Origin of the sequence: Streptomyces luteoverticillatus, from assembly GCF_003970715.1 — a bacterium.
Taxonomy (GTDB): Bacteria; Actinomycetota; Actinomycetes; order Streptomycetales; family Streptomycetaceae; genus Streptomyces; species Streptomyces abikoensis.
In genome coordinates, this window is sequence record NZ_CP034587.1 from 56,931 (window position 1) to 68,893 (window position 11,963).

Sequence of the window (11,963 nt, forward strand, 5' to 3'; positions counted from 1 at the left end):
GCCGGCGGTCTGATGGGCTCCGTGGTGGGATGGGCTCCGTGGTGGTCAGCGCGGCAAGAGCGTCGTCACCAGGACGTCACGACGTGCCCGCTGCGCCGGGTCCAGCGGTCGGATCGGCGAGACCTCATGCAGGGTGCGCCGGTCGTCACCGAGCAAAAGACTGCCCGGCTCGCTCAGCGTCGTCGCCAGCACCGGCGCACCAGCCATGTCGTACACCGAGCTCTCACCACCTGTGGCGTTCTCACGGCCGATCAACAGCGACGAAACCAGCGTGACACCGTCACGATGCCGCCCTTCGGGAGTGGCCTGCCCGTCCTGACCGGCCGAGGCGAGCACCCGGAACGGGTGCACCTGAACCACCCACTCCTCGCAGTCCTCCAGACCTGCGGCCACCTGCCCCAGCAACCGGATCAGGGACACCAGCAGAGGATCAGCGGTACAGGCATCGGTCAACGGCTCGAAACGCCGGTCGACCCCGACATACATCGGGTTGCTCGCCTCCGGCTGCACGAACGCGTCGTTCGGCCGGGCGATCAGACGCCCCTCCCGCGTCAGGGAGAAGATCCCGTAGCGGCGCAGGCGACGCGTGCCGTTCTCCGCCGCGTACGGGTCGGTCACCAGGTCGTCCCAGTGGGCAGCGAATCCCGCCCAGCTCGCCGTGTCCGCACCCAGACACGCCCACACCTCGGCAGACAGCATCGAACACACCCCCGCCGAAGACAGGGACCGCCCAGCCGCAGCGATCGACGACACCGTGTGTCGTCCTACCGGTGACCACGTCCCCCATCGTCCGCCCTCCCCCCACCCACCGCATCCGCACGCGACTCGGACGCGACGCCCACCGGCGATCAGCGGGGCGAGAGAAGCGACGGGCGGCAAGGGTAAGTGCTGCCAAGCCGATCGTGACGGTGATCGCGAGTTCCACGGCGGTGGACGGCTGCCAACCCGTCGGCCAGGTGATCGCTCCGGCGGCTGTCGGCCCTGAAACATGCGCCGCGACAGCGTGGCGGAGGAGGTCGACTGTGTAGGTCATGGGGTTGACCAGGCAGAGTGCCGCAAGCCAGGCAGGCAGGTCGGCCAAGGGGAACATGGCTCCGGAGAGGAAGACCATCGGTGTCAGGGCGAAGCTCATCACGGCCTGGAAGGTCTGTATGCGGGTGATACAGACGGCAGCAAGGCTACCGAGGGCTGTCAACGTCAGTGCAGTGACGGCCAGCTCGCCGATGAGGGTGGCGATCAGAGCCGGCCTGTAGGGCACGTGAGCGGTCCAGGCGAGGCTGAGGACGACGAGGCCCTGGCAGCTCGCCACGGTTGCTCCGCCCAGGCATTTGCCCAGGAGCAGGCTGCTGCGCCGGACGGGGGCGACGAGCATTTCGCGCAGGAAGCCGGTCTCGCAGTCCCAGATGATGGATGCGCCGGCGGCGACGGCGGGCATCTGCACGGTCATCACCAGCACGCCGGGGAAGAGGTATGCGCGGTAGTCACCCGTCCCGGTGGGGGTGGCGACGAGGGCGTTGAGGCCTGTCCCGAGTACCAGCAACGTGAGGGCCGGTTGCAGCAGGTTCATGGCCATCAGGCTCCGGTTGCGCAAGAAACGGATCATTTCGCGCTGCCAGACGACCTTTACGGCGCGCAGCTCTCCGGAGAGTCTCCGCTTGGCCGGGGGTGGCTCCGAGGTGGTGATGTGGGGAGCGTGAGCGGTCGTGGTCATGGTGCTTGGCTCCGTGTTTTTCGTGCTTTTCGTCGTCTCCAAGGTCTCCCTGGATGTCGTGACAGCCGGGTGCCGGGGGTGTCTGTCGACCGGGGTGCCGGGGGTGTCTGTCGACCGGAGCGCTTTTCGGCGTCGTGGATGGTGCGTCCGGTGTATCGCAGAAATACGTCGTCGAGGCTGGGGCTGGTCACAGTGATCGACAGGACCGGCACGCCGAGGTGGGCGCACAGTGCCGGTACGAAGGCCGCGCCGTCGGGCGCTTGGGTGCACAGTCCGTCGGGTCCGGCAGTGGCGTTGAGGCCGAATTGCCGGCGCAAAGCGGTCGCCGCCGCTCGGTCATCAGTGGTGTGGAGACGGATTCGGTCCGTGCCGATCGCGGCTTTGAGCGCGGCTGGTGTTCCCTCGGTGACGATACGGCCGTCGTCCATGATGGCGATCCTGTCGCAGTGCTCGGCCTCGTCCAGGTAATGGGTGGTCAGGAAGAGGGTGACGGCCTGCTCTTTGCGAACGTGGTGCAGGTGTTCCCACAGCTGTGCCCGGGACAGCGGGTCCAGGCCGATGGTGGGTTCGTCCAGGAACAGCACCTGTGGCGAGTGCAGCAGGCCCCGGGCGATCTCCAGTCGTCGTTTCATGCCGCCGGAGAAGGTACGGACAAGACTGTTCCGGCGATCGGCCAGGCCCACCAGATCGAGCATTTCAGTCGTCCTGGCTCGTGCGACGCGTTTCGATAGGCCGTAGAGATCGGCGTGGAACCGCAGGTTTTCGTTCGCTGTGAGCTCTCCGTCGACGGTGAGTTCCTGGAAGACCAGTCCCATGCGGCGGCGTACCGTGCCGGGATCCTCGGTGATGTCCGCTCCTGCCACTCTCGCCTGGCCGGCGGTGGGCCGGGTAAGAGTGCACAGCATGGCGATGGTGGTGGACTTGCCCGCACCGTTGGGACCGAGGAACCCGAAGGTTTCTCCCGGGTACACGGTGAGGTCGACCCCGCGCACCGCTTTCACCCCTGGGTACGACCTGCACAGGCCACGGGCGACAATCGTCGGCTGAGCCGTCGGCAAGGGGGCGGGAGGCATCAGGGGCGCTCCGCCGGGCTCGACGGAGGCGGTTGGCCTCCGGGCGGGACGGTGACCAGTGGCTGCATGTGGGTGGTGGAAAGCGGCTCGTCGACGGGGCGGTTTTCCGCCTCGACCCATGCGTGGGCCCGGAAAGGCATGGTCTGCACTCCCGCGTGCCAGGTAGGCCACGCACCACCGGCCCGGCAGAGCAAGGCGGTCGCGATGGACCTGGGCAGACAGCCCTCTCCGGCGCAGCGCACGCTGACGGCGACCACCCTCGCACGCGCCCTTCTCGCCTCCGCATAACCGGCCGGTCGGGCGCCGCGTGCGCAAACGGTGAGGACGTTGCGGACCGTGCGCGGTGACAGTCCCCCGATCAAGTGGCCCGCGACGACTGCGAGCAGTGGCAGCGGTCGACGGTGGATCGGGATGCGTGGCGGCTTGTCCACGGTGACGGCCACGCTCATGGTGTCATCAGTCCTGCGCCGCAGAGCCGGCGGACGATTCTGCCGATGTCGGCCAACGCCCGGTCTCTCGGGACGTCATAGTGCTCGGTGAGGGCATCAGCGGCTTCCTTCTCGCCACCGCCCTCGATCAGAATGCGGAGAACCAGGGCACCGCTGCCGTTGAGCTGGTAATAGCGGCCACTGCGTTCGTCCAGCAACACCATGCCGTCTTCGACGGTGGCCGCGGAAATATCCTGTCTCAGGCTGGGCATCCGTCCACCTCCTCCTCACCGAGGCTTTCGGGTCGATGCACCGAACCTACGTCTCGCCCCCGAACATCGTCTCCTGAAAGAGGAGAAAAGAAGGGGGCAGGATGGTGGGACAACCGAGAGTTCCCGGGATCAGAGCGTGCGGTTCGTCGAAGATTCTTTAAATAGCGCCGACGGAATGCCACCCGAATGGCTCAGCCTCCAGGTGCGCCGGTGAACTCAGGAGACGCGGGGTCCACGGAACCTGTTTGCGTTGGGAGCTGACGGTCTCAGTCGCATGCCGATCACGAAACAAAGCCCCCATCGGATCTCACCCTTCACATACCCGTAACCCTTTTGAGGGATTCCCAGGGCATGCTATGGCTTTCTCGCAAAAAAGGCGGACAGTGCGCTACAGGCAAGACGAGACAGTCTCGTGACGCCGAACCAGGAGGTGTTTTCCATGGACGAGCGCACCGAGGTTCTGTACGAGCCGCCGGCGCTGACGGAAGCCGGGGATTTCACAGAGAAGACCCGCGGGGGGACCGGCGAACTCCAGGAACCGATTTTCGGTCGTTTCAACCCCCAGCAGTAAGGCTGATCACCTTTTCCCACGTGAGGGCACCGTGCACTGGTTCGTGGTTCTCCCGGATTGCGTCGCGGCCCAGGCCGTTCCCAGGATGCTGAGTGGGGCGGCCTTGCTCGCCTCACACGCCTCCGGTCGTCCGTGGCTGATCGGGCGGATACCGGCGGAGCAGCGCACCGTTCTCACGGCCGGCGATCAACGGCTGGCGGTGCTCGGGCAGAGCCCGGGGACCGCCGGCCACCTCATGCGGCTGGCCCAGCGGGTGAGAGGGCCGAGGGGCTTGAGCTTCCCGACCGACGCGCTGCCGGGAAGTGCGCACCTGGTGCTGTCGGTCAACGGCCATGTGCGCGCCCAGGGCACGGCTTCCGGACTGCGCCGGGTCTACCGCACCACGTGGCAAGGGGTGACGGTGGCCGCCGACCGGGCCGATGTTCTCGCGGAGTTGACGGGAGCCGAACTGGACGATCGCTGGCTCGCGACTACATTGCTCACGTCCGAGCTGCCCCATCCGCTCAACGTCCGCTCCCCTTGGCGGCGGATCGAGGCCGTCCCGCCGGGCAGCGCCCTGCTGATCACACCGGATGGGCGGGCGCGACTACACAGGTGGTGGCAGCCGCCCGCTCCGGTGCGGTCGCTCGCCGAGGGGGCACCGGCGGTGCGAGAAGCTCTGTCGGCGGCCGTCAGCGCGAGGGTGAACACGCTCGGGGCCGGGCAACCACTCGGTTGCGACCTGTCCGGAGGGTTGGACTCCACCTCGCTGTGTTTCCTCGCTCATCGCTTCGGCGCCGCCCGCCTCGTGACGATGACGGTACAGCTGCGCGACCCGAGCAATGACGACGTCCTCTGGGCCGACCGTGCAGCGCTCAGTCTTCCGCTTGCCACCCGGCTCGTCCTCCACTCGCAGGCGCTGCCCGCCCAGTACGCCGCGCTCGAGCAGGCGCCTTCGGTGACCGATGCTCCCTCGCTGCTTCTGCGGAGCCGCGCTGTCCTCGACGTCTGTGCCCAGCGGTACGCCTGTCACCGTGTCACGGTTCACTTGGCCGGTCACGGCGGCGACGAAGTGCTCCAGGCGCCGCCCAGTTACCTCCGAGACCTACTGCGCCGTGATCCGCTGCTGGTTCTGCGGCACTCGCGGGGACACCGCGCCCACTACCGATGGCCGCTGTCCCGAATGCTGCACGGACTGGCCGACCGCCGTTCGTACGCTCGCTGGCTCGCCGACGAGACACATCTCCTCCAGGCGCCTGATACGGCCAGCCCACCTCTCGGCTGGGGTCCTCCGCTGCGCATGGCGCCCTGGGCGACGCCACGGGCGGTGAAGGCAGTCGCCTTCCTCCTGGAGGAAGCCGCTCACCGGGCCGAGCCCCTGGCCCCCGAACGCAGCCGGCATCAGGCACTCCACCGCATCCATACGGCGAGCCAGCTCTACCGTCTGATGCGGCAAGACCTGGCCGAACCGTGGATCGCCCTCCCTTACCTGGACGACCACGTGCTCGAAGCCTGCCTCGCGGTACGGCCGGACGAACGCGGCACGCCATGGCGCTACAAGCCTCTGCTCGCCGCAGCGCTCGACGGCATCGTGCCCACGGCCCTGCTGAACCGCACCACCAAGGCCGGCAGCGGATCCGACTTCTACCGGGGACTGCGTCAGCATCGTCGGCAGCTTCTTGATTTGGTGGACCAGTCCCAGCTCGCGCAACGCGGGCTGATCGACCCTGTCCCGCTGCGGGCAGCGCTGTTGACGCCCTGCTCCCGGACCGTCCAAGCCCTGGAGAACGCTCTGGCCGTCGAGCACTGGCTCGCGTACCTTCCTCCGCGCCCCTGCCCGACCCACGCGTAGGCCTGCGCGGCAGGAACACCCGACCGGCTGTATCGAAGCGAATGGCAGGGTGCTGACGTCGCCGTCCTCGTATCGCGCCGTTCAGCGTCTTGTGGCGACGGTAGTCACGGTCGCCCGACACACAAACATGAACCTGTCAATTCCCGCGTGGGGCCGATCTGGACATTCGGGGAAGAGTTTCAGCCGGGGGTCATGACGATGGTTGCCTCATACAGCAGTCTTCCAGGATCGTCGATTGAGCAAGCGCGAGACGAGGCAACGCGATGGCCGTATCACGCGGCCGTCGAGCTGCTTGTTCAGCACGTCGCGGCCCATAGCGGTTGCGACGTGAACTCCCGGTTCGACATTCGAATTAAGGAGGAATCGTGGTCTCGAAGACGAAGAAGGTCGTGCGTTCCGCTGCCGTGGCGTTCGCCGCAGCAGCCACGATCACCATGACCGTGCCGGCCGGCGATGCTTTCGCCATCGATCATATCCCCTGCCGTGGCGGGGAGAACTTTCTGAAGATCTGGTCGCACAACGGTGGAAGTCAGAGCGTGGACTGCTACGCCAACCGTGGAAGGACCGACTTCGGCGGGTGGTGGGTCGACAAGATCTCCACCGGGAACAACGACTTGATCTACTACGACGCCAATGGCGATTCGGTGAAAATCGAGCGCTGGCACGAGATCACTTTCCCGAACCGCCCGCCCAAGGTCAACTCCATCGAGATCCTGTGACGAGTTGAAGGGCCGGCTCTCCACGGGCCGACTCTCCAGGAATGGCAGACGCGCCAATTTCGCTGATTGTCCATTCTTGGGTACTGCCGTTTTCCGGGCGGGCATCAGGTATTCCGTAGCGTTTTCCGATGTGTGAATCCGCTCGCACCCGGCTCGCCAATGCCGGCCACGCCTCCGGACGTGGCCGGCATTGGCTCGGCTTGGCAGCCTCAGCAGAGACCTCGTCCTGCGGTACCAGCGACGTTACGACGGCCAGTCGCGCTCAGCATCGCCGTACATAGGCTCACACGGAGGACGGCGACCCGGCCTCGCCGAGGCGAGGGCTCGACAGTGTCGGGGCGGTCGGGGGCTCCTCGGAAGGCCTTCGTACCTCACCGTACTGCTCGGTCGGCGAGCCCGTCGTACCTCGTGGACGCGGATTGGCCGACGACCCGAACACGCGTAGCCTGGAAAGTAGTGGAGCACAGGGTCCGCTGCTCGGGCAGCAGACCACCAAGGCGCACACCATCTCAACAGTGCGCGTGGCGCCGGGAGCCCGCCGGACCTGCATGGGCTGACTCGGCTGCCTGGGCGGTTTCCTCGCTCCTTTATGAGCCTTGTGAGCCTGGGGCAGACACTCCGCAGACGGCTTCTCGACACGATCTCCTGTGGTTCTCCGGCGCAGCCGTAAACAACTCCTCCCCGGAGGAGGGAGACCCATGGTCGAGTACGAGACCCACTACGCGAGGGCCGATGCGGGGCGCGCGCGTGAACTCGCCGCCACAACCTCCCCGTACACGATCAAAGTGCAGTTCCTGGGCGGGCTGAACTCGACGCAGAAGGCCGCGTTCACCAAGGCCGCGGACCGCTGGGCGAAGGTCATCGTCGGAGACCTGCCGGATGTGAGCGTCGACGGCGAGGTCATCGACGACCTCCTGATTCTGGCGCAGGGCACATCGATCGACGGGCCCGGGAACATCCTGGGCGAAGCGGGACCGACGGTGCTGAGACCGGCCAACGGTCCCGGTGCGTTCCTGCCCGCGAAGGGCACGATGTCATTCGACACGGACGACTTGGAGGAAATGGCGGCCAACGGGACGTTGGTGGATGTGATCACCCATGAGATGGGGCACGTCTGCGGCATCGGTACCCGTCCTTGGACGGAGAAGAATCTGCTCCAGGGCGCGGGCGGCGACAACCCCGTCTTCCGTGGCACGAGCGCCATGGAGGAGTACGGGAAGCTGGTGGGCGCGGGTCAGCCCAGGCCCGTACCGGTCGAGAACCAGGGCGGGCCGGGGACACGCGACGGACATTGGCGTGAGACGGTGTTCGCCAACGAGCTGATGACCGGATTCGTGGGCGGAGCCCCCAATCCGCTCAGCCGTCTCACGGTGGGCAGCCTGAACGACCTCGGCTACGTCGTGGACATGGCGGCCGCCGACGAGTACGCGCTGCCCAACCACCTGGAGCTGGCCGAACGGGGCGAACTGCGCACCCACGCGGCACCCGTCGGCGCCGGCACGGTGCAGCGCACCATCCCGGTCATACTGCCCGAGGACAGTCTGCTCGCGTCGGCGTGAGGATCAGCGCTCATGAACGGTGAGCGAGAGCACCGGGCCCGGGGCGGGCGCGAAGACGCACGCGGAGCACGCGGAGAGGAGAAGCGTGCCGTCCTGAGGCCCGATACCACCGTCCTCAGATCCGAGGCGGTCATTCCACGGGACAACGTCGTGCGGCCGGCGCCCAACCGGTTCAGTCATGTCCTGGAGGAGATGCACCCGTACTGGTTCGAGCGGTCCGAGCAGGCTCCGCAGCCCGATGGGATGCTGCCCGCCGGGACCCCGGTGCTCCTCCTTCGGGAGGAGGGCGACCACTGCCGTGTGGTCACCGGAACCGGTCTCTACGTCACCGTCGCACGGGTGAACCTGCGGAAGCTGCCGGGCGACGGTGACGGGTGACGGCAGGTGTGATGCCACACCGCTCAACTACGCACCCCGTAGCACGGCGGCGCGGCGCCGACTGCCAGCCGCCAGACGACGCCCGTGGCGTCGCCGGCCCGGCCGCCCGGTCAGCCATGGTGCACGTCAACCGTCCCCGGTCTCCTGCTGCCGCGCCGGATGATTCACGCCCGCTGGTGGCCGGCTGGAACGACGGGGGCCGCTGCGGCCGACAGGGCGCATACGGCAGTAATCGTGACAGCCACGGGGCCCGTCGCGGCGTGCGCGTCCGCTGCCGTCTCTGCCCGGTGATCCTGAGCCGGACAGCCCGCACTCGTCGTCGCCCTGGGCCTTGCCCTCGGCATCGCGCTGGTGATCACGGTCACCTCGGTGTCCGCGGGCATGGCCAAGGCCCAGGACAAGGTGCTGCAGTCGCTGTACGGCCTGGGCACCGACATGACCGTGACGAAGGCCCAGCCGACCGTTCCGGCACCCTGACGAAGAGCCCTGGCAACCGTCCTTGACAGTCCGGAAGCTTAGGTTGGCGCGAGACAGGGTGCCTGGGGTCGAACGCCGCTTGCGCGATTCCGTCAGAAGGGCGCCGGATCGGGGACCCGCTGTCACGGGCTGACCGAGCGCCAGACGTAGAGCCGGCGACGGGCGTCTGCGACGACGGGTCCCAGGACGAGGGCCTCGAGCGGAGGCGGGCAGATCGGCAAGCCGACCGGCCCCTGCCGTCACGCCCTGTATCGGTAGAGGATCCGGCCACGGGTGAGGTCGTAGGGGCTGAGTTCCACGAGCACCCTGTCGTACGGCAGGATCTTGATGTAGTTCTTCCGGATCTTCCCGCTGATGTGGGCGAGCACCGTGTGCCCGTTCTTGAGCTCCACCTTGAAGGTGGCATTGCGCAGGCACTCGGTGACGGTGCCTTCGACTTCTATGCCCTTTGCTGTTTTCGTCATGGTCTCTCAACTCTTCCGTTCTGTGACGGTGAACGCGGTGTGGTGTGGCCGGGTGTCAGCGGCGGACGAGCTCCAGGGTGGCTGCCGCGCGCCGGGCGCCGATGCTCTCGAACAGGGCGGTGGCCGCCGCGTTGGACTCGCTCACCTCGGCCCATGCCGAGGCGGTTCCGGAGCGGTGCAGTGAGCCCAGTGCGTGGGCCAGCAGCGCCCGGGCGATGCCGCGGCGGTGGCTGTCGGTCCGGACGGCGATCAGCCCGATCCGTGGTTGCCGGGGCAGGGGCGCCACTCGGATCAGTCCCACGTACTGGTCGAAGTGCCGCGCCACCGTGTACTTCGACGGGTCGACCACGGTGGTCCCCGCCGGGCGGGGCAGCACCTCGGTCGGCATCGTCCGCCATCCGGCGGCGGCCTCGACCTCGTCGCGGATGACGCGGTCCAGGGCGCGCAGCGGGCCCTCCTCCGCCTCACCGGCGGGGACGATCGTCACGCCCGACGGGAGCCGCGGCGAGCCGAGCCCGGTGACCTGCGGGTCTGTGGGCACGAGATAGCCCCATTCGCGGCGTGCGGCGGCGAAGCCGGCCCGCTCCCAGGCGGACCTCGAGTCGTGGTCGGCTTCGTCGACGACGGTGTACAGCGGTGTCCGCAGGTCCGTCAGCATCGCGTCGGCGATGCGGTCGAAGACCGCGCTGTGCCACGCGTCGATACTGATGAAGAGCCGCCCGTCGGGTCGGCGCGAAGCGTCGCCGCGGCCGACCACCCGGTCGTCCTCCATGGCGTGCCATTGCGTGTCCGAAACCCGCGTGACCGCGACCGTGTGGTCGCCCGTGCCCGAAATGGAATGCGTAATGTTCATTGGTGTTGCCTCTCGGGAGTGCCTTGTGTGAGGCGCTCCCGGCGACACCTGCGTCAATCGCCGACCGTGACGAAAAGGGGGAGCACCCATAGGGATACAGCCTTCATGGGTCTCGCCTCCTCGCGTTCTTTCACGGCTGCCCAGACCGTACCAGCGGGGATCCGTCGGCCCAACCGATTTATCGCAGGGGCCCCGCGGACGGCCTGCCGTTCTCGTGGCCCGTACCCGTGGGAAATCCGGACGATCACGAATACTCTGGTCGTCGTGGGGCCAAACGACGGGGTGTGGAAGTCGGCGCTGTCCGGCTTGGAGCGGTGGGGGCTCGGGGCGCTGTTCGGTGGGCGCGGGGGCGAGCAGGGGCGGTCGTCCGGCGGGCTGGACGATCAGGGCGGGGCGCAGCTGGGCTGGGGGTTCACGCATACCCAGTACAGCGCGGACCACGGTGTTCCGGACGCCACGCGGCGGGCCGGCGCTCTGCTCTCCGGGCAGCCCATGCCGCAGAATCAGCATCTCATGGGCTGGGGCGCGGAGAATCCCGAACCCGCGCCAGGGCGGTACGACTTCGAGGCGCTCGACCAGCGCGTCGAGCTGATGCGGGCCACCGGCGCGGCCCCCGTCCTCACCCTGTGCGGCGCTCCCGACTGGATGAAGGGCGGGCGGAAGGGGCGTACCGACTGGTCGCGGCTGGAGGCGGCTCCCGATCCCCGGCACTTCGCCGACTTCGCGCGGCTGGCGGGCGTGGTCGCGCGCCGGTATCCGGACATCCGGCACTTCCTCGTGTGGAACGAGCTGAAGGGTTTCTACGACGAGGACAAGCGCCGCTGGGACTACGAGGGGTACACCGAGCTGTACAACCTCGTGCACGCCGAGCTGAAGCGGCAGAATCCGGAGTGTCTCGTCGGCGGCCCCTATGTGGTGGTCGACCATGAGCCGCCCGGTGACGAGGACGGTTCACCGGAGGTGCGCGGCGCGTGGGGTGCGCTCGACCGGCGCTCCGTCGATGTCATCCGCTACTGGAACAAGTACAAGGTGGGGGCGGACTTCGTCGTCGTGGACGGGGCCAGTTACACCCGTGAAGGGCATCGGACGATCCCCGACGAGTTCGCCGCCACCGAGAAGTTCACCGATGTCACGCGCTGGCTGAGGAACGTCACCGGGCTTCCGGTGTGGTGGGCCGAGTGGTACGTCGAACCGCCTGCCGAGGACGACCGGGCGGGCGGCCGGGACGGCTGGAGCGAGCAGCACCGCGCCGCCGTGCAGGCCACCGCGATGACGCGACTCGCCCTGGGTGGGGCCGCCACCGCTCTCTACTGGAACCCTCAGCGGATCGAGGGCGACTGTCCTGGTTGTCTGTGGCGGAGCACCCACTTGGACGACGGGGGCGGGGGGTTGCCCATGGCGCGGCTGCTGGGCTGGTTCGCCCGCGAATTCCCGCCGGGGACCGTCTTCCGCCGGGTCGCCGTCTCGGCCGAGGCCGGTGCCCGCATTCACGTCCTCGCCCACGAGAGTGTCGTGCTCGTCGTCAGCACCGAGCGGCGGCAGGTCATGGCGAGCGTGGATGGGCAGGAGCTGACGTTGGCTCCGTACGAGGTGCGCTGGCTGGACGGTTGAGTAAGCGGAGCCGGGC

Annotated in this window: 12 protein-coding genes and 2 pseudogenes; 7 read left to right on the plus strand and 7 right to left on the minus strand. The window is 68.0% G+C overall.

Annotation, left to right across the window (positions count from 1 at the left end; translation table 11 throughout):
* Positions 1-45: 45 nt before the first annotated feature.
* The 5 genes and pseudogenes from EKH77_RS00265 to EKH77_RS00285 all read right to left on the minus strand — a co-directional run bounded on the left by EKH77_RS00265 (position 46) and on the right by EKH77_RS00285 (position 3,484).
* On the minus strand, positions 46-699 hold the full coding sequence (locus EKH77_RS00265; RefSeq protein WP_126912425.1) for a 2OG-Fe dioxygenase family protein: 654 nt from the start codon (positions 697-699) through the stop codon (positions 46-48).
* Positions 700-886: 187 nt separating this feature from the next.
* Positions 887-1,711, minus strand: a pseudogene (locus EKH77_RS34695) (ABC transporter permease); the annotation flags it as partial.
* Positions 1,708-2,784, minus strand: coding sequence for an ABC transporter ATP-binding protein (locus tag EKH77_RS00275; RefSeq protein WP_126912426.1), 1,077 nt, complete (start codon positions 2,782-2,784; stop codon positions 1,708-1,710). The pseudogene EKH77_RS34695 and the gene EKH77_RS00275, both read right to left, overlap by 4 nt.
* Positions 2,784-3,233: a lasso peptide biosynthesis B2 protein gene (locus EKH77_RS00280; protein ID WP_126912427.1), complete on the minus strand. Its 450-nt coding sequence runs from the start codon at positions 3,231-3,233 to the stop codon at positions 2,784-2,786. Before EKH77_RS00280 ends, EKH77_RS00275 begins: the two co-directional genes overlap by 1 nt.
* Positions 3,230-3,484: a lasso peptide biosynthesis PqqD family chaperone gene (locus tag EKH77_RS00285; protein WP_126912428.1), complete on the minus strand. Its 255-nt coding sequence runs from the start codon at positions 3,482-3,484 to the stop codon at positions 3,230-3,232. Before EKH77_RS00285 ends, EKH77_RS00280 begins: the two co-directional genes overlap by 4 nt.
* A gap of 439 nt (positions 3,485-3,923) precedes the next feature.
* On the opposite strand from EKH77_RS00285, the gene EKH77_RS00290 reads away from it, so the two are divergent.
* The 6 genes and pseudogenes from EKH77_RS00290 to EKH77_RS00315 all read left to right on the plus strand — a co-directional run.
* Positions 3,924-4,055, plus strand: coding sequence for a lasso RiPP family leader peptide-containing protein (locus EKH77_RS00290; RefSeq protein ID WP_126912429.1), 132 nt, complete (start codon positions 3,924-3,926; stop codon positions 4,053-4,055).
* 31 nt (positions 4,056-4,086) lie between these two features.
* On the plus strand, positions 4,087-5,886 hold the full coding sequence (locus tag EKH77_RS00295) for an asparagine synthase-related protein (protein ID WP_126912430.1): 1,800 nt from the start codon (positions 4,087-4,089) through the stop codon (positions 5,884-5,886).
* 365 nt (positions 5,887-6,251) lie between these two features.
* Positions 6,252-6,605: a beta/gamma crystallin domain-containing protein gene (locus EKH77_RS00300; protein WP_126912431.1), complete on the plus strand. Its 354-nt coding sequence runs from the start codon at positions 6,252-6,254 to the stop codon at positions 6,603-6,605.
* A 698-nt stretch (positions 6,606-7,303) separates the two neighbouring features.
* Positions 7,304-8,164: a leishmanolysin-related zinc metalloendopeptidase gene (locus tag EKH77_RS00305; RefSeq protein ID WP_126912432.1), complete on the plus strand. Its 861-nt coding sequence runs from the start codon at positions 7,304-7,306 to the stop codon at positions 8,162-8,164.
* Between the two features lie 150 nt (positions 8,165-8,314).
* Complete coding sequence (locus tag EKH77_RS00310; RefSeq protein ID WP_126912433.1) at positions 8,315-8,542, plus strand: hypothetical protein; 228 nt, start codon at positions 8,315-8,317, stop codon at positions 8,540-8,542.
* A 309-nt stretch (positions 8,543-8,851) separates the two neighbouring features.
* Positions 8,852-8,998: pseudogene (locus EKH77_RS00315) on the plus strand (ABC transporter permease); the annotation flags it as partial.
* A gap of 260 nt (positions 8,999-9,258) precedes the next feature.
* Here the strand turns inward: EKH77_RS00315 and infA are convergent.
* Complete coding sequence (infA, locus tag EKH77_RS00320; protein WP_126912434.1) at positions 9,259-9,483, minus strand: translation initiation factor IF-1; 225 nt, start codon at positions 9,481-9,483, stop codon at positions 9,259-9,261.
* A gap of 55 nt (positions 9,484-9,538) precedes the next feature.
* Entirely contained in the window at positions 9,539-10,336 is a 798-nt protein-coding gene (locus EKH77_RS00325) for a GNAT family N-acetyltransferase (protein WP_126912435.1), read from the minus strand.
* A 264-nt stretch (positions 10,337-10,600) separates the two neighbouring features.
* Here EKH77_RS00325 and EKH77_RS00330 point away from each other — a divergent pair, with 264 nt between their 5' ends.
* Complete coding sequence (locus EKH77_RS00330) at positions 10,601-11,947, plus strand: xylan 1,4-beta-xylosidase (RefSeq protein WP_126912436.1); 1,347 nt, start codon at positions 10,601-10,603, stop codon at positions 11,945-11,947.
* The last annotated feature ends 16 nt before the right edge of the window (positions 11,948-11,963 follow it).